Origin of the sequence: Candidatus Accumulibacter sp. ACC012, from assembly GCF_907163155.1 — a bacterium.
Lineage (GTDB): Bacteria > Pseudomonadota > Gammaproteobacteria > Burkholderiales > Rhodocyclaceae > Accumulibacter > Accumulibacter delftensis.
In genome coordinates, this window is sequence record NZ_CAJQUC010000014.1 from 126,534 (window position 1) to 144,590 (window position 18,057).

The 18,057-nt window shown below is 62.4% G+C and carries 14 protein-coding genes; 8 read left to right on the forward strand and 6 right to left on the reverse strand.

Annotation, left to right across the window (positions count from 1 at the left end; translation table 11 throughout):
- Window positions 1-173: 173 nt before the first annotated feature.
- Window positions 174-1,391, reverse strand: coding sequence for a toxic anion resistance protein (locus tag QZ648_RS14790; RefSeq protein ID WP_291997502.1), 1,218 nt, complete (start codon window positions 1,389-1,391; stop codon window positions 174-176).
- 640 nt (window positions 1,392-2,031) lie between these two features.
- Between QZ648_RS14790 and QZ648_RS14795 the strand changes: the two genes are divergently transcribed.
- The 3 genes from QZ648_RS14795 (at window position 2,032) to QZ648_RS14805 (ending at window position 6,063) form a co-directional block, all read left to right on the forward strand.
- On the forward strand, window positions 2,032-2,433 hold the full coding sequence (locus QZ648_RS14795) for a bacteriohemerythrin (protein ID WP_291997503.1): 402 nt from the start codon (window positions 2,032-2,034) through the stop codon (window positions 2,431-2,433).
- A gap of 175 nt (window positions 2,434-2,608) precedes the next feature.
- Complete coding sequence (locus tag QZ648_RS14800) at window positions 2,609-4,171, forward strand: acetolactate synthase large subunit (RefSeq protein ID WP_291997504.1); 1,563 nt, start codon at window positions 2,609-2,611, stop codon at window positions 4,169-4,171.
- A 788-nt stretch (window positions 4,172-4,959) separates the two neighbouring features.
- Window positions 4,960-6,063, forward strand: a complete 1,104-nt coding sequence (locus tag QZ648_RS14805) for an EAL domain-containing protein (RefSeq protein ID WP_291997505.1) — start codon at window positions 4,960-4,962, stop codon at window positions 6,061-6,063.
- Window positions 6,064-6,069: 6 nt separating this feature from the next.
- Here QZ648_RS14805 and QZ648_RS14810 read toward each other — a convergent pair whose 3' ends face one another.
- Both QZ648_RS14810 and QZ648_RS14815 read right to left on the reverse strand, forming a co-directional pair.
- Window positions 6,070-6,225, reverse strand: a complete 156-nt coding sequence (locus QZ648_RS14810; RefSeq protein ID WP_291997506.1) for a hypothetical protein — start codon at window positions 6,223-6,225, stop codon at window positions 6,070-6,072.
- Window positions 6,226-6,566: 341 nt separating this feature from the next.
- Entirely contained in the window at window positions 6,567-7,526 is a 960-nt protein-coding gene (locus QZ648_RS14815; protein ID WP_366144160.1) for a LysR substrate-binding domain-containing protein, read from the reverse strand.
- A 577-nt stretch (window positions 7,527-8,103) separates the two neighbouring features.
- Here QZ648_RS14815 and QZ648_RS14820 point away from each other — a divergent pair.
- Window positions 8,104-9,477, forward strand: coding sequence for a DUF3300 domain-containing protein (locus QZ648_RS14820; RefSeq protein ID WP_291997507.1), 1,374 nt, complete (start codon window positions 8,104-8,106; stop codon window positions 9,475-9,477).
- Window positions 9,478-9,519: 42 nt separating this feature from the next.
- Complete coding sequence (locus QZ648_RS14825) at window positions 9,520-10,482, forward strand: DUF2950 domain-containing protein (protein WP_291997508.1); 963 nt, start codon at window positions 9,520-9,522, stop codon at window positions 10,480-10,482.
- A gap of 84 nt (window positions 10,483-10,566) precedes the next feature.
- Here the strand turns inward: QZ648_RS14825 and rlmD are convergent, their stop codons facing one another.
- Window positions 10,567-11,874 carry a 23S rRNA (uracil(1939)-C(5))-methyltransferase RlmD gene (gene rlmD, locus QZ648_RS14830; RefSeq protein ID WP_291997509.1) on the reverse strand — a complete coding sequence of 436 codons (1,308 nt, stop codon included), beginning with the start codon at window positions 11,872-11,874 and terminating at the stop codon, window positions 10,567-10,569.
- A 309-nt stretch (window positions 11,875-12,183) separates the two neighbouring features.
- On the opposite strand from rlmD, the gene QZ648_RS14835 reads away from it, so the two are divergent.
- A complete protein-coding gene (locus QZ648_RS14835; protein WP_291997510.1) occupies window positions 12,184-12,663 on the forward strand; it encodes a hypothetical protein in 480 nt (159 codons plus the stop codon).
- Window positions 12,664-12,795: 132 nt separating this feature from the next.
- Entirely contained in the window at window positions 12,796-13,707 is a 912-nt protein-coding gene (locus tag QZ648_RS14840; protein ID WP_291997511.1) for a DMT family transporter, read from the forward strand.
- Window positions 13,708-13,831: 124 nt separating this feature from the next.
- Here QZ648_RS14840 and QZ648_RS14845 read toward each other — a convergent pair whose 3' ends face one another.
- The gene (locus QZ648_RS14845; protein WP_291997512.1) at window positions 13,832-15,118 is read right to left on the reverse strand and encodes an Rpn family recombination-promoting nuclease/putative transposase; all 1,287 of its coding nucleotides are present in this window, start codon (window positions 15,116-15,118) and stop codon (window positions 13,832-13,834) included.
- Window positions 15,119-15,472: 354 nt separating this feature from the next.
- Here QZ648_RS14845 and QZ648_RS14850 point away from each other — a divergent pair, with 354 nt between their 5' ends.
- Window positions 15,473-17,434, forward strand: a complete 1,962-nt coding sequence (locus QZ648_RS14850) for an SUMF1/EgtB/PvdO family nonheme iron enzyme (RefSeq protein ID WP_291997513.1) — start codon at window positions 15,473-15,475, stop codon at window positions 17,432-17,434.
- Here the strand turns inward: QZ648_RS14850 and QZ648_RS14855 are convergent.
- On the reverse strand, window positions 17,419-17,622 hold the full coding sequence (locus QZ648_RS14855; protein WP_291997514.1) for a heavy metal-associated domain-containing protein: 204 nt from the start codon (window positions 17,620-17,622) through the stop codon (window positions 17,419-17,421). The two genes, QZ648_RS14850 and QZ648_RS14855, sit on opposite strands and share 16 nt — an antisense overlap.
- Window positions 17,623-18,057: the final 435 nt, after the last annotated feature.

Genomic DNA, 18,057 nt, shown 5'->3' on the forward strand with positions numbered 1-18,057 from the left:
TCAGATTGCGCCGGATTTTCGGTCGGCTTCAAGGCGCGACAACAGGCGCATAGTCGACTATGTAACTGTTGTCGCAACACAGAAGGCGGGCGAAAAGACAAGCAAGGTGGTATGTTATTTGACAGAAATCGCCTTATCAAGACCACCGACGAGTGCAAGGGCGACGAAATCTTCTACAGCCTGACCGGCCCTTCCAGGCCAGGGCTACCCAGCGCGCGGATTTGCTCCTGGCGTGACTTGTCCAGGTAAGTCTGCGCTTTGGCCAACTGGTCGCGCATGACAGCATTGTTCTGACCCATCACCTCGAGCGCTCGACTGCGGAAGTTGTCCATCGTATCCATCGCCTTGAACGTCAGGGCGAACATTTCCTTGAGTTTCTCGATCCCCAGCAGCGGGCTGCCACCGAACGCCGCGCTACGTTCGACATGGTTATTCAATTGTTTGCCGGTTTCGACAATCATGTTCTCGATGGTGCTGTTCACGCCGGAAAGCATGTCCATGACCTTGACCTGATTGCCCGTAGCGCGCGCCACCGTCTGCGCCACGGCCAGTGCCGACATGCCGGTGGTGGCAACCCGCTCGCAACCGTTGATCAACTCGCGGCAGGTCTTCTTGAGCACATCCATGGCCAGATAGCCGTTCACACAAACGGCCATCTGGGTGAGCATGTCCTGCAGATTCTGCCGCGCAGAGTAGAGAACTTCCTGCTCCAGCGCCTTGGCGCGCTCCGGATCGCTGCTTCTGGCCGCGGCAACTTTCTCTGCCAAGCGGCCGTCAAGCTGTTCGGCAAAACGTATCGAAGCCTTCAGATGCTGCATGGCTTCCCATAAGCTGACCCGCGTAGCATCGATGTCGATGCCGTCGCGCTGCAGGTCGTCCCGGGCCGCGTAGATCTGGCGCATGGCGGTCTGCAGCTGCTGACTGGCACTCTGGAATCTGCGGAAATAGGCTTTCAGCTTGTCGCCGTAGGGAATCATTCCGAGCAGCTTGTTCTGCGAAAGCAAGTCGCCTTCCTTGCCGGGGTCAAGCTCGTCAAGATGCCGGCGCATTTCGCTGATCGCCTTGAATGCGGTCGAATCCTCCATACCGACCATGTTGCGCGCCATGAAGCGTCCGCTCATCAAATGTGCGGTCGCGGCGATTTCTTCTCTGCCCAGGCGGAACGCCGAGTCGACCTTTGCCCGGAACGCGTCGCTGTGCACATCTTCGCTGAGCAAGGCACTGATAAAACGCTCGACCTGAGCATCGACCGCGTCCGCGAGTTCCGCCGGCAAGGACGTTGCCTGCGAGGCGCGTTTTTCATCGACCAGCTTGATCGGTTCCGGCGGCGTCAGAACGAATCCCGGCTCGTCCGTTTTAGAGGTTTCGGACCCACTCGTCGAAGCAACCATCTTCCGGTCTCCACAAAGGGAAAATCGTGAACCATCGGGCACCGCCAAAACCGGAAGCAGGTCCCTGACAGGGGGACCTGGCCGATGCAATCCGCTTGGCATGATATCAGTTTTCCTTCGAAGCCACCCCCAAGCGCAACTCGAAACCCACAGCCACGGCGAATTCGTTCCCCCACTGCCGTCACGCCGAAACATGCCCTGGCAATATACGTGGTCGCCCTGCAGGCGAAGCGTCGGTTAGGGGGAAGTGCGGATGGCGACTCAGGGAAGATTCCCATCCCGTCGCAATTCCGATAACGCCACACGGCTTCGACGGTCTGATAAGCCTCCTGCTGTCGTCGATTCTCGTTTAATGTGAAAGTCGCGCAAGCGACTCACGAATCTCCCTTCTCCTCTCGCGGGAGAAGGGTCGGGGAAGAGGGGAAACGGTCATGACTTTCATGATCTGGGGTGTCTCGATTGTCATGACCGTTAGAGCTACCATTGCTCTAGCCTCCTCCATACGCGACTTGAATCATCGGCAGCTTATGGAAGCGACTTTTTAGCGGTACACTGCCTCGCGCCTGCATCCTTAGGCCAGCGCGATTCCTTTTGTCAAAGCCCACTCTCGGGTTCTGTTATTTATCTCAGGAGAAGAATTATGAAAGATATAGTTTGGGACAAGATACTAAGCGTTGGGGTCGACGAAATAGATGACGATCACCGTAAGTTGGTTGATATTTTCAACCTGCTCAATCATTCCGTAATGGACGAGGAGCCCCAAGATTATATCGCGGCGACCTTGGAAGAGCTGATCAATTGTACGGTTTGGCACTTCAGCCACGAGGAACGCTTGATGCTCAAGCATCGTTATGAGGGAATTGAAGAACACCAAGCGGAGCACCAGGAATTGATTCAGGGCGCCAGGGAACTACAGCAAGCAATCCTTCAAGCGGACAAATATGTGGTGGACGAACATATCGAATTTCTGGAGCGCTGGTTAACCGAGCACATACTCACCACCGACTTGCGACTAGGCTCTTATCTTTCCCAAGTGATGTAGACATCGCTTAGCGGGGGCGGCCGAAAAGCATTTCAATTCAGGCTGCCTGCGCTACAAAGACAGAGCTTGCGTCAATGATTCAGGGAGAGAATCTCCATACAAGGCGTTTTCTGTCAAAAGGCAAGCAAGATGGCATGCTCTTTTCCGGCCATCGTCTTAGAGGAGTGCGAAATTCATGAATGGAGCGCAGGCGCTGATCAAGACGCTGCTGGAGGGTGGCATCGAGGTTTGTTTTGCCAATCCCGGCACGTCGGAAATGCAGTTGGTTCAGGCGATCGACCAGATCCCTGGGATACGGCCGATTCTGGTCCTTTTCGAAGGGGTCGCAACCGGTGCTGCCGATGGCTACGCACGCATGGCGCGCCAGCCGGCGTGCACCTTGTTGCATTGCGGACCCGGCCTGGCCAATGGCGTGGCGAATCTGCACAACGCGCACAAGGCCCTGAGTCCGATAGTGAATGTGGTCGGCGATCACGCCACTTATCACCGGCGCTACGATGCGCCGCTGACGTCGGACATCGAAGCAATCGCGCGACCGGTCTCCGACTGGTTGCACAGTGCCGCGACCGCGGCCGACCTGCCACGCCTGGGCGCAGAAGCGGTCGCCGCTGCGGGCGGTGTGCCGGGCAAGATTGCGACGCTGCTGGTGCCTGCCGACAGTGCCTGGAACGAGTTGCCTGCGGATTACCTGCCCCCGCTTGCGCCCACTCTGCCCACACCGAACGCCCTGCCGACGCTCCCCTCGATGCAGGTCGATCGAGCAGCAAAAGCGCTGCGGCAAGCCCACCAGCCGGTCTTGCTGCTGGGCGGAGAAGGCCTGCTCGGCGAAGGCGCGACGCTGGCCGGGCGAATCGCCGCCGCGTTGCCGCTGCGTCTCCTGGCGGAAACTTTCAATCGCCGTCTGGAGCGCGGCGCAGGCCGCGTACCGATCACCATCCTGCCCTACTTCGGTGAAGATGCGCTCGCAGTGCTGGCTGGCGCCGATCTGATGGTTCTTGCCGGTGCCAAACGCCCCGTCGGCTTCTTCGCCTACCCGAACAAGCCGAGCGTGCTGGTGCCAGCAGCTTGCCAGGTACTGACGCTGGCGGGCCCCGCCGACGATGTCGTGGCGGCCTTGAGCGCGCTCGCCGACGCGCTGCATGCGCCGGCTCAGCCGCGGCTGCTGCAGACTGCGGCCGATCTCGTGCCAGCCACCGGCGTGCTCGATGGCCGCGTCGCCGCAAGCGTCATCGCGCGCTGCCTGCCCGAAGGTGCGATCATCGTCGACGAAGCGATTACCTGCAGCCGCTTCGCACAAATGGCCAGCGTGGGCGCGCCGGCGCACGACTGGCTGCAGCTGATGGGAGGTTCGATCGGCAACGGACTACCGCTCGCCGTCGGCGCCGCCGTGGCCTGCCCGCAGCGCCGGGTGATTTGCCTGGAAGGTGACGGCAGCGCGATGTACACGCTGCAATCGCTGTGGACCATGGCCCGCGAAAAGCTCGATGTAATCAACGTGATTTTCGCCAATCGCAGCTACGCCATTCTGAACATCGAGTTCGAGCGCGTCGGCGTCGGCACGCCTGGCGCACGCGCGCTGTCGATGCTCGACATCGGCAATCCCGCGCTGCGCTGGACGGATATCGCACGCGGCATGGGGATCCATAGCGAGCGAGTGGAAAGCGCCGAAGCGTTCGAAGCCGTTTTCCGTTCCCTGCTCAAGATCCCTGGCCCGGCGCTTGTTGAAGTGCTGATCTAAGAGACGACGGCGTCAGGAGTTGCGCTTCTGACCCGGCGACCAGCGCATCGAGAAGGCGACAAAGCGCGGAATCCAGCCGCTCAATCCAACCGCTCAAAGCGATTCAACGGACCGGCAGTGAGCGCAGGATGTTTGCCGAGGTATTGCGCGAAGGCGTCCACGTCCATCATGCCGGTGCGCCGTTCCCGACCCTGCAAGAGAATGCTGAAGTTATCGCCGCCACCGGCCCCAAATAGCGGCTCACGGTCACCCGCTAGTCGGCGCGCGGATCGAGCGGCGTTCCGCCCCGCGGTGGCAGGAGTACAGGCGCCCCGATCCAGGGCCGTCGAAGTGGCTTACGTGGGATGCTGCTTTTCTTGCGTGCTCGCCACCAAGGCCACAGCGCGGGCGATCATCACCCCCTTCCACCTTGGCAATCGTTTCCCGGCCGCGTTTTCGTCGGTAGTGTGCGACAGAAGCACGGACTTCAGTTGCACCATCATGTGCTTGCATGTCGGTTTGGTTTCGCTGCTGGAACGCTATTCAGGGGCTTCCAGGCCAAAATGCGAAATTGCCGCCGCTTGATGAAGGGCCCTATACTCTCGTTGCTAGCGGCCCGAACTTGGCCACACCGGGCTTACTGAACGCCGACGGCTTGCGTGTTGCCAGCGCCAAGCGCACGGCGAGCAACTGCGTGCCGATGGTGTTCAACCGATTTGACGATCGACGATCTGCCACTCAGACCCGCGTTTTTTTGTCTTGTGGCTTATTTTAATATGATCTGGTAACGGTACAACAGGAGCGATGCTTTGGAAAAGCAGTGGTCTTTGGAAGCTTTCGGAACAGACGATGCCCGTGCCGACTTCGTGATTACCAAGCTGCCTTGTCGAATCGGCCGTGGCAAGGAGAATGACCTGGTGATTCCGAACCTCGGGCTGAGTCGTTTCCATGCCGTGCTGGTCCGGGACATCAGTGGTAAAATTCGACTCGTCGACGAAAACAGTACCAACGGCACCTTCGTCAATCGTCATCGAATCGAAGGTTACTGCCTGCTCAACGATAACGACACCATTCATTTTGCCAGTGCCGAGTTCAAGCTGCACCTGCATTTTGTTGATCACCGCATCATGCAACCATTCGACGAGATGAACACCATGCTCATGTCACGAGTTATCTCGTGGTCGGAGTGTTTTGCGCCTAATGAGTCTGAATTTGACGAACTGCTCATGGGCCGCGGCCTGTCTGGCGCCGTCCAGCCCATCGTTGATGCCCATACACGGCAGATTGTCGCCTATGAGTTTCTTGGTCGTGCGAATCATCCGCAGTTGCCAAAAACGCCGATCGAACTCTTTAATATGGCGGAGTCGATGGGTCGTGAGATTGATCTGAGCCAGGCTTTCCGCGAATTTGGACTTGACAAGATGGCTCCGCACGTCAAGGACAAGGCCCTGTTCATTAACGCACACCCCAGGGAAACATTCAGCGGTATTTTTCTGGATTCACTCGAACGTCTTCGCAAATCTTCACCGGAACTCGATATCGTCATCGAGATTCACGAATCAGCAGTGACCAACATCGCCAAGCTGCGGGAATTTGCAGGCGGCCTAAGGCATTTGGAAATCCGCTTTGCATACGACGATTTTGGCGCCGGGCAGGCGCGTTTGCTGGAACTGGCCGACGTACCCGCGCACTTCGTGAAGTTTGACATAGCCTTGATTCGCGACCTGCACAAGGCTAGTGAACGTAAGCGGCAAGTCGTCAGGGATTTGGTGCAAATGGTTCTGGCGACGGGTGCCGTGCCGCTCGCTGAGGGTGTGGAGGATGAAGAAGAAGCACAACTCTGTACCGCCATGGGCTTTCAGTTGATTCAGGGTTACCTCACAGGCAGGCCAATCCCTGAAGATTCGCTTTGATGTTCGTCACGTGAATTCCCTTTGGGTCATCCAGAAACGGTAGATGTCGGTTACCGCCTGCGGCAGGCCTTCCTCGCATTCGGCTTCGACTTGCGCGCGTTCTGCGCCTTGAGGCCATTCTTCGCCGCTTTCGTTCCCTTCGTCCCAGCCTCGGTCAGGCACCACGCCTTCCTTCGCTCGCGCCGTTCATGGGATATGTGACGCCGTCAGCTCCTGGAGAGCGGCGGACGTAACAGACCCACCGATGCGATTCCTCCAGACGCCTTAACTAGGTGCCTCAGCGCCAGCCGGCGCTGGCAATCCCGAGCCAACTCCGCATCGTTCTAACGGTCATGACATGTCGAGACCCCCCTGATGATGAAGGCCATGACCGTTTTCCCTCTTCCCCTGACCCTTCTCCCGCGAGGGGAGAAGGGAGTTTCGTGAGTCGCTTGCGCGACTTTCACATTAAACGGTCAAAAATGGCCGATTGCACTCATTCGGCATGTTTTTACAACAGCCCTTCAGGGTGCCTTCGGAATGAGTGCCGCGCCCAGCCAGGCGTTTGTCGTGCAGAGGTTCTTGGTCAGATCTGGGGTGAGTCGGGCGACGGCGGTGGCGGCAGCAGAGAGCGGGATATGCTTCGAGGCGCAGAGCGCCAGACGGCGCGTGAGCGTCGGGTTGTCGACGGGAACGGCACACAGCGTGCCGGCCGCCAGTTCATGCTGCAAGGGCATCACCGGCAGCAGGGTGTGACCGAGGCCGGCGAGCAAAGTCGTGCGCAGGATGCTGACCGAGCTGATGTCGGCGATGACGTTCGGCCCCGCTAGCCCATGCGCGCGCGCCGCCGCCTCGATGATCGGGCGCACGCCGTGTGGATTGGCGGGCAGGATCAACGGCAGCAGCAGAGCCTGCTGCAAGCTCACCGCCGCCTGCGGGCGATCCGCTGCCGAGGCGGGCGAAATCAAGGCCAGAGCTTCGTCGAGCAGGTACTCGCAGGCAAACTCGGCGATGCTGCCGTCGTCGAACAACAGGGCCAGGTTGATCTGGCCGCTGCGCAGTTGCTGGACGAGGTTGCCTGTCAGCTCTTCCGTCAGTTCGAGTTCGACCTTCGGCAAGTGCTGGCGGACGGCCTGCAGTAACGGCAAGGCCAGTGCATTCGAGGCACTGTGCGGTACGCCGAAAACGACCTTGCCGCTCGGATCGCCGGCGTTGTTGCGAACGCTGGCGATGGCGTCATCCACCTGCCGGAGGATGGCCATGGCGTGAGCGAGGAAGATGCGGCCGGACTCGCTGAGTTCGACCCCGCGCCGCGAGCGGTGGAGCAGGCGCGTCCCCAGCTCTGCTTCGAGCTGCGCGAGCTGATGGCTGAGCGCGGACTGGGCGACGAACACCTGCTCGGCCGCCTTCGAGAAGCTGCCGTGCTTGGCAATGGCCACGAAGTATCGCAACTGGCGGAGTTCCATGGTGACGCAATGGTACACGTTCAATCGTAATTCGAGATACGACTATCTCCATTCAATGTTTTTCAGATGCGCCGTGTTCGGGTCTAATAGGGCCATCTGACCAACGCGAACACCTGCAGCCACCCGCTGCCAGAACCCAGGCCCACCCGGCCACCGTTCGCCGAGGAAACACTTTCTACAGAAAGTGGGATCGCAAGGCTCTCAAGCCCGAGCCTGCTGACGGAAGCCAAGCAAAGGCCCGCATATGGCGGGCCTTTGCTGTTTCTGCGCGCATCGCCCCCGTTGGCATGAACACTTCCGTGAGACCATTTGGCGTCGCCGCCCTGTCGACTGCGCGGGGGCCAGCAGCAATGGCAGGACGGGCGGTGGTCATGGCGAACGACGTGAAGCGATCCAGGAGCAAGGTTTGTCGCGGCGAGCCAGCTTTCATGGCCGTGCCTGCAAGCTTCACTGGTCGACTTGGCAAGCCCCCCCCGCAACGGATAAGCTAGACGAGCTAGTGGCTCGCCTGGCGGGCGCATCCTGCCCAAGCACAGTTGTATGTAACCCTTGTCGCTTCGCTCGTAAATCGTTGTTTTGTACCCGAGGATCCTTGATGAACTCAAAAACCTCCCGATCCTGTGCGCTGCTTACAGCACTGATATTCGCGCTTTCCCCGACGCTGGCCCAACAAGCGCCGTCAGCGCCGCTAGCCGAGCCAGCGTCGACGAGTGCGGCGCAGAAAAGCTTCTCGCAGGAAGACCTGGACCGGCTTCTGGCGCCCATTGCCCTCTATCCGGATGCGCTGCTGGCGCAGATCCTGATGGCTTCGACCTACCCGCTCGAAGTCGTCGAGGCGGCACGCTGGTCGAAGGCCAACCCCGAGGTCACCAACGAGAAGGCGCTTGAGGACGCAATGGCCCAGCAGCAGTGGGATCCGGCGGTCAAATCGCTGACGGCGGTACCGGAGGTCCTCAAGCAGATGAACGACAACCTCAGCTGGACGCAGAGACTTGGCGACGCTTTCCTCGCCCAGCAGGCGGCAGTGATGGACACCGTGCAGTCGCTGCGCGCCAAGGCCGACGCCACCGGCAACCTCAAGACGACGCCGCAGCAGGTGGTCAGGACCGAGACACAGGGCAGCCAGACGATCTATGTCGTCGAGTCGCCAAAGCCGGACGTGATCTACGTACCCACTTACAATCCGAGCGTGGTCTACGGCAGCTGGTGGTATCCGACACCGCCTTACACTGTCTATCCGCCGGCCTACGTCTATCCACCCGGCCTGGTCTTCGCCACCGGCCTGCTCGTTGGCGCAGCAATCTGGGGAGGCTGCAACTGGGGCTGGGGCCGCGGCTCGGTCGACGTGAACGTCAATCGCTACAACTCGTTCAACCGCAGCAACATCAGCAACAAGAACTGGAATCACAACGTCACTCACCGCCGCGGTGTCGCTTACGGGGACAGGAACGTGGCGCGCCAGTACAACCGCGGCGGCGACGCCTCCGCAGCCAATTCGCGCGAGAACTTTCGCGGTCGCGCCGAGAGCGGGCGCTCGGAGCTCAAGGGCATGGATCGCAAGCAGCTGAACGATCGCGTTCAGAACGCTGATCGTGGTGCGAGAGCAGCGACACGCGACAAGGCCGCCGGTGCCGGTGCCAGCGCTGGCGCTGGTGGCAGAGGAGCAACGGCAAGCGACCGCATGCAAGGCGGCGGCGGAGCGCGAGCATCGGCAAGCAACCGCATGCAGGGTAGCGAAGCACGGTCGACCGCCAGCAACCGCATGGCTGGCACTACCGCGCGCAACAATGCGAGCAGCAGCGCGAGGGGTAGCGGTTTCTCGGGCGCCGGCAACGGACACTCGACACGCGAAGCCAGCCAGCGCGGCAACGCCAGCCGCGCACAGATGAGCAACCGCGGCGGCGGAGGTGGTCGTGGTGGCGGTGGTGGTGGACACCGTGGCGGCGGTGGTGGCGGCCGTGGTCGCTAAGCAGCCCTGCCCCCCACCCCCACTTCTGCGGAGAACAAAACGATGAAACTCAAGCACACGCTCAAGGCACTCGCTGCCGCCCTGTTGATCGCGACAGCTCCCCCGACCTTCGCCGCGACAGCCAGCAAGGCTGCGCCGGCGCCGAAAAAAGTCATCAGTGCTTTTGCAACGCCTGACGATGCCGCCATGGCGCTCGCGGCAGCGGTCCGCGCGCAGGATGCGAAAGCACTGCTGGCGGTCGTCGGCCCGAACTCGGGAAGCTGGCTTTTCAGCGGCGACAGCGTCGCCGACCGCGCGGACTGGAAGAAATTCCTGGCCGCGTACGATGCGAAGCACGGCATCAGCAAACAGGCGGATGGCCATGCACAGCTGGTCGTCGGTGACGACGACTGGTCCTTCCCGGCACCGCTGGTGCACAGGGCCGACGGCTGGGTTTTCGACGCCGATGCCGGACGCGAGGAGATCACCAGCAGGCGTATCGGCCGCAACGAACTTGACACCATCCAGACCTTGCTGGCGATCGTCGATGCGCAGCGCGACTACGCCGCCGACGATCTCGACGGTAACGGATTCAACGACTACGCACGCCGTTTCGTGTCGACCAAAGGTAAGCGAGATGGCCTTTTCTGGCCGGTGCAGGAAGGCCAGCCGGCGAGTCCCCTCGGGCCACTGATCGCCGACGCCACGGACGAAGGCTATGCCGTCAAGCAGTCGAAAGCCAAGCGTTATGAGCCAAAGCCCTTTCACGGCTATCTCTACCGCATGCTGACCGCCGAGGGCGAGAACTCCCCGGACGGCGCCTACAACTACCTCGTTGCTGACAAGATGATCGGCGGTTTCGCCGTTGTCGCCTACCCCGCCAAATACGGAGCGTCGGGGGTGATGACTTTCCTCGTCAACCACAATGGCGTCGTCTACCAGAAGGACCTCGGCGATGACACCACGCCCGCAGCCAGCACCATGAGCCGTTTCAATCCCGACTCCAGCTGGACGGCAGTGCCCTAAGCCAGGCACGTACAGTCGCCGGCATGACGACTGACGACGACGACAACCATGCCGCGCAGAGCGCCGCCGGGCAGTTCTGGCGCCCTAAGCGCCTGGCTGACGCTCGAAAAGGGCGATCGACTCGACGTGGGAAGTGTTGGGAAACATGTTGACCACGCCCGCGCCACGCAGGCGGTAGCCCTTCTGGCTGACCAGAATCGCCGCGTCGCGCGCCAGGCTCGGTGGACTGCACGAAATGTAGACGATGCGCCGCGGGCCGTCAGCCGCCAGTGACTTGACCAGCTCCAGCGCCCCATCGCGCGGCGGGTCGATGAGCATCCTGTCGAGCCCGCCGAAGGCGGCAAAGCTCTCCGTAGTCACTTCGAAGAGATTCGCAACACGATATTCAACGCGTCCATCGAGGCCGTTCGCAGCGGCATTCTCGGCCGCCCGAACGACGAGTTCAGGACTGCCTTCGACACCGAGAACCTGCGCGCCCGAACGCGCGATGGCCAGCGAGAAGTTCCCCAGCCCGCAGAACATGTCGCCGATCCGCTCGCCTGGCCGCGGTTCCAGGAGACTCATTGCTCGCCGCACCAGGACGCGATTGATCGCCGGATTGACCTGCGTGAACTCGGTCGGCGAGAAGAAATGCTCGACGCCGAAGTCGGGCAGCAGATAGGAAAGCGGTGGCCCCTCCTGCGGATGGAAGCGGTAGGCCGTTGCCGGCCCCTTCGGCTGCAGATAGAAGACGACCCCGTAGCGGTCGGCAAAGTCGCGCAGCAGAGCCTCGTCATCCGGACTCGGCGCTTCCAGCACGCGCAGAACGAGAGCCGTTACCCGCTCACCGACGGCGACTTCGATCTGCGGCAGGCGATCGCGGATCGAGAGCGCCCCGATCAACTCGCGCAGCGGCAACAGCATCGCCGAAAGATGTGGCGGCAGCACCGCGCACTGCTGCATATCGGCGACGTAACTGCCTCTCCGCTCGCGAAAGCCGACCAGCACGCCGCCTTTCTTGGCCACGAAGCGAACCGACAGCCGCGCGCGATAGCGGTAAGCCCATGTCGGACCATGAATCGGCGCGTACAGCTGCTCGGCACTGATCTCGCCAAGATGGCGCAGATTGTCTTCGAGCAAGCGCTGCTTGGCCGCCACCTGCGCACTGGCATCGAGATGTTGCATGCTGCAACCGCCACAGACGCCGAAATGCGGGCAGCGCGGCGTCACGCGATCCGCCGACGGATCGAGAATACGCAGCGTCCGCGCCTGTTCGTAAGTCGGTTTGCGGCGATGGACGACGTATTCGACGCGCTCGCCCGGCAAGGCGCCTTCGATGAAAACCGTCGTGCCGTCGACCACGATCAGCCCGCGCCCCTCGTGGTCCAGCGAGTCAATAATTCCGGTGGGCATGCTCTCTATCCGCAAAATAACGGGCGATTCTACCGCAACGGCAATGACTCATCGGAAGACCACGACAAGGAAAGCCACTCGCTTGCAGCCAGCTGGATTCGCTTACCCGATGCCCAAGCTCAGCAAAGTCGACGATCACCGCCCGGTGCCGCCGACGACAATCGACGATGGCTTGCCTGGGTGGCGGCAAGCCTGCTATCTTCGCCGGCGAATGGCCTGAAAGATTCGCCGTTAGGCGCTTGCCGGAAAAGACAAGCAAGATGGGTTGCCCTTGGACAGAAATCGCCCAAGGCACGCGGAGGACTCCTGATGACCAGTCGCCTGCTCACCACCTGGACCGAACACGACAGCGCGGTACAGGAAATTCTGGACCTGTCAGCGAAGAGCTTGCTGATCTTCGACGAAGACCTGTCACGCCTCAAGCTTGAAAACCCGGCGAGAATTGCCGCCCTGAATCGTCTGCTGAGCTCCCGGCAGCAAGGCAGTCAACTGACGATCGTCGTTCAGAAGACCGAGTTCGTCCGGCAATACAGCCCGCAATTGATGAAGCTGTTACGTGTCTATTCGCCGACCCTGCAGATCATCGACGCGCCACCGCAGCTCGAAGCGCGAAATGACTCCCTGCTGATCGCCGATGACAAACACGCGCTGCTGCGCTTCCACCGCGACCATGCCCGATCCCGGCTGATTACCGACGATGTCCACGAGTGCAAGCCCTACCGGAAGCGCTTCGACGAGATCCTCGGCGAAGGCGGCGACCCGATCAGCGCGACCACGCTCGGGCTGTAAGCGCCGCGCCAGCATCTGCCAAGGGCGGCCGACCACCTGGCGCCGATCTGGTGAGTCCGCCAGGCACTTCACGAGTGCGGCGAAGACTGCCAATTCGGCTACACTTGCCGGCTTTTCCCGGAAACCTTCACCTTGACTCGCGCCCAGGCCAATCTGCTGCTGCTCGCCGTCGCCCTGATCTGGGGTTCGGCTTTCGTCGCCCAGGCCGAAGGCATGGCCGGCGTTGGGCCGCTGACCTTCACCGGCACCCGCTTCCTGCTCGGTACCGCCGTCATCGCCCCGCTCGCCTGGCGCGAGTGGCGCCAGTTGTCGCTACGCCAGGCGCAGCCGCGGCCCACCGACGCCCTCGGCATCAGCGCCCTGGGCGTGCTGCTGATGCTTGGCGCCGTCTTTCAGCAGATCGGCATCATCAGCACCACAATCACCAACGCCGGCTTTCTCACCGCGCTTTACGTGCCGCTGGTACCGCTGCTCGGCTGGATGCTGCTGCGCACACCCGCGCACTGGGCGGTGTGTCCGACGTCGATTGGTTGCCTGGCCGGCACCTGGCTGCTCTCCGGCGCGCAAGGTTTCGAGCCCGTCGTCGGCGACCTGTGGGTGATGGCCAGCAGCATCTTCTGGGCCTTGCATGTGATCTTTGTCGGACGCATCGCCGAGCGCCTGCACGCGCCGTTCCTGATCGCCAGCGGGCAATTCCTGGTCTGCGGTGTCATCAGCCTGCTTTGGGCCTTACTCAGCGAAAGCATTACCCTGAGCGGAGTCGTCCAGGCAGCGCTGCCGATTGCCTACGCCGGCCTGGTGTCGGTGGGCATCGGCTACACCACGCAGGTGGTCGCGCAAGGCTATGCACAGCCCGCCGACGCGGCAATCATCCTCTCCGCCGAAACCGTCTTCGCCGCCCTGTTCGGCTTCCTGCTCATGGGTGATCGGCTTAACGCCAAAGGCATCGCCGGCTGCGTGCTGATCCTGGTGTGCATCGTCGCCGTCCAGATCGTGCCCCTGGCCGCAGCCGGCAGGCAAGCGCTTGCCCGGCGAGCGCAATAGGACGGAAAGCGCGGGAAGACCGTCCCCTTCTCGCGACGAATGGCATCGAGGTTGTTGACGTTGTCGTTGAGGACGATGCCGTCGATGACACGCCAACTGTGAAGTCGATCACCTTCTCGGCCTCTCAAGCACCGTCTGCGAAAACGTCGTCGAGATTGGCTGCATCGAGCAGTTCAAGACCCCACCTTTCGAGCTGAGCAGGACTGGCCTGCGCCAGTCGTTCCGGCACCCAGGCCGGTAGCACCCCAAAACGGCGCGCGAGTTGTTTTTGCAGCAGGGCTGCCTCGCCCTGTTGCATGCCCTCCTGGCGACCCTCCTGGCGACCCTCCTGGCGACCCTCCTCGCGACCCTCCTGCAGACCCTGCTGCAGACCCTGTTGCAGACCCTGCTGCCGCCCCTCGCGCAGGCCATCCGCTTTCCACTGCCGGGTCCATTCTTCGACGGTTTCTGCGAGCATGGTATCAATCTCCTGTAATTCCTTGACTTCGGGTATTTCCTGCCCGGGCATCAGCCGGCGAAGGACTACGCGGTTGATCCAGACGACGAAAGCGCGGCGCAGGCTCGCATATTGCGGCCCCCGCAAACGCTTCTGCAATAGTGACACCGCTCGCCGCACGTCCGCTGGCGCGCGGCTAGCTTCGAGACGAATGATACCGGCGACCGTGTTCTCCGTGTCGGTCAGCTCGTCATCGCCGAGCGCCGCCTCCTCCAGCAGGAAATAGCGTTGCGCCGGGTGATAAGGCTTCAGGCTGGCCGGCAAGGGCTCGATCAGTTCGCTGACTTCGCGTGCCGCGGTCCAGCGACGGCGCCCGTTGTAGAGAACGAGCGGGAAAACCGCCGGCAGCTTCTGCTGGCTGCCGATCTCGCCGCTCTTGATCAGATCCTGATACAGCAATCCGGTATAGACCATGATGCGCAAGGCCATCCACGGATCAACGCTGCTCTGGAACTCGAGCAGCAGGTACACATAGAGCCAGTCGCCGCGGTGGCGCAGGCGCCAGACGATGTCGTCCTCACGCTCGCGCAAATCGTCGCTGACGTAACTGGCAGCGACTTTTTCGAGCGTCGCGAAGTCAAGCTCGGCGACCCAGTCCTCGGCGACGAAACCGCGCAACAGGTCTTCGACGACCTGGGCGTGCGAAAAGAGCAGCTTGTAGCCCGAGTCGTAGCTTGCGGCGGCGGGCGGTGGCGAGTCGGCAGGCATGGGGTCGATGGCTTCCAGACTGGAGATCGTTGCTCGTGCGAATGCGCTTCGACGTACATTCTCGCACAGCGAGCCATTTTCGGGCAGCCACGGTAACGATGGCAGACAATGCGCCGCCAGGCGCGGTCGCCACCGGCGACCACCTGCCGAAAATGGTTTTCGGCTAACGGTCATGACAATCGAGACACCCCAGATCATGAAAGTCATGACCGTTTTCCCCTCTTCCCCGACCCTTCTCCCGCGAGGGGAGAAGGGAGATTCGTGAGTCGCTTGCGCGACTTTCTCATTGAAATCGAAGCTCCGCAGCACGCCAAGCAACAAGTAGACGCCCGCTCTTCCCTCTCTCCCATCGTCAGCCATGGACATCCTCCAGCAAGCAAGCGAACTGTTGCGACCCCTGATGGACGCAGGCCGCCGTGATACCTGGCTGAGCCTCGCCTTTCACGACCAACATCGCGACATTTACGATTCGATAGACCAGAGCGGTGCGACGCGAGAGTTCACCCTGCGCTGCGTCCGTAATCTGCTCGAACGCGGCTTCGCCGGCTCGCGGCATTCGTTGTGCTGCTGCTGGAGGTCGTGCAGCGCGATGCCGGCGACGAGAAACACGCGGACTACGGCGCACTCGTTCGCGCGCTCGACGCGCTCAGCGAGCGCCCGCCCGACGCCGACTGCCCCTACCGCGACCTGCGCGCTTTCCGCGAAGAAGAACAGCCGCTCTTCTTCGGCCGCGACGCGTTCACCAGCGAACTCGCCGCCGCCCTCGTCGGCGCTTCGGGCAGCGGCAAGTCGTCGGTGGTGCAGGCCGGGCTGATCCCGGTGCTGCGCGCTCGCGGTGGCTGGGCGGTGGGCATCTTGCGGCCCGGTCCCGAACCCTGGCGCAGCCTCGCCGCCTGCCTTCTCGAACTGATCGAAGGCGAGCCAACCGCCGACGAGCGCGTCAAACGGGTGATCGCCACGGGCGAACTAGCCGCCAGGTTTGCCGATGTCGGCGACCAGCCGCTGCTCGAATTCTGCCTGACGCAACTGTACGCCCGCAGTCGGGACGGCACCCTGTGCCAGGCCGCTTTCGAAGCCATCGGCGGCGTCCGCGGCGCCATCGTGCAACGTGCCGACAGCGTCATCGACGCCATGGAGAGCGAGCATCCAGGCCGCGCGGCGATGGCCCGCGACATCTTCCTGCAACTCGTGCAACTCGGCGAAGGCAGCGAGGACACCCGCCGACGCGCGCCGCTAGTCGACTTCGACGATGTAGCGCGCGCGCTGATCGGTGAGTTGGCGACCGCCCGTCTGCTGGTCACCGGCCGCGACCCTGGCAGCGCAACGGAGACCGTCGAGGTCGCCCACGAAGCGCTGATCCGCAACTGGCACCGCCTGCACCAGTGGCTGCAGGAAGACCGCACCGATCTGCACCAGCGACGCGAAATCGGACGTGCCACCCTGGCCTGGCGGGCGCACGGCGACAGTTATCGCTGGCCCGACGAGCGGGTGATTCGCGAAACCGCGCCGATGCTGCCGCGCCTCGGATCGCGTTTCGAGCTGAACGACGCCGAGCGCGATTTCCTCGGCCCGCTCGCCGCCGACGCAATGCTCGCGCTGCTCGACGAGGCCTCCACCCCGCAGGCCTTGCGCGCGCAGATCGGCGACCGCCTGGCGCTGCTCCCCCGCGGCCACCCGCGCCCCGGCGTAGGCGTCGGTGCCGACGGCCTGCCGGAGATCGCCTGGCACGCGATTCCGGGCGGCGAGGTCGAACTGGACATCGACGCCACTGGCCTGTGGAAGCGCTGGCGCGGTCGGCCGCGCTTCCAGGTTGCGCCTTTCCACATCGCCCGTCATCCGCTGACGATCGCCCAGTGGCGCGTCTTTCTCGAAGCCGCCGACGGCTACGACGAACTGCTGCGCAAGGTTTACAGCTGGCTGCCAGCGTTTCAGCGCGGCAGCGACAACCAGCCGGCGGGGAATGTCACCTGGATCGAAGCAATGGCTTACTGCCAGTGGCTTTCTGTGACGCTTGGTTTTCCCGTCCGCTTGCCGACCGAGTGGGAGTGGCAGCAGGCGGCGACCGGCGGCGACCCGCGCAGCGAGTTTCCCTGGGGCGAGTGGCAGGAAGGACGGGCCAACACGGTCGACAGCGAATTGGGCCGGATGACTGCCGTCGGCCTATATCCGCAGGGAGCAAGCGCCCAGGGTGTGCTGGACCTTACCGGCAATACCTGGGACTGGTGTCTCAACAAGTTCGATACGCCGAGCGATGCGACACTGGCTGTTGACGCCCGGCGCGTGGTTCGCGGCGGCTCGTGGGGCGGCGATCGTCACCACGCGCGTTGCGCCTCCCGCCTCGACTACGCGTTCTCGTCAACCGCGACCACTATCTCGGCTTTCGGGTGTTGTGTGTTTCCCCCATCCCGAAGCGCTGAGCACCGCAGCTCTGATCTCTGTCAACTCTGTTTCGCTGACCCTCTGGAACACCGCGCAGCGGCGTTCTGCGGGCGCGCAGCGCCCCGCGCCTATGCCGTCGGATAGCCGGCCTCCTCGATGATCTCGCGGATGTCGCTCTCACTCACCATTGCCGTGTGCTCGATGACCGCCTCGCCGCTTGCCAGCGAGACCTCGACGTGGCCGATACATGGCAGATCCTGGATCGCATTCATCACCAGGCGCTGGCAGTCGTCGGATTTCATTCCGGTGACTTTCAGGGTAGTGGTCGGCATCGCAAGCTCCTCTTCGGTGTGGCCGCTCATTGTATTCGCTAAGCCCAGCGTCACCGCAATCCACCCCCTTCCCCTTCCCCTTCCCCTTCCCTCCCCCCTCGCGCCGACCTTTACCCTCACACAAGTCAAAGATGTCGGATTCCCGATCGCCGATGCTCACCAGCAGGGTATTCGCACACAGCGCCTGGATCCCGGAGAGCCGGGCGAAGCTGTTCAGCCACTTCATGCTCGGCTCGATGGGCAGCTCCTTGCACCGGTCGCGCTCCGCCAATCGAGCCACGCGCACACCCGACGCGACAACGCGCGGGGGGATATGTCCGGCACCGACACGACCACCTCTCGGATTCACTCTCGCTCTGGCATTCGCTCCAGGATGTCGAGGGAGAACTCCTGCCCGCAATTCCGCATGACCATACGCTACGGCTCCGCTGCCAC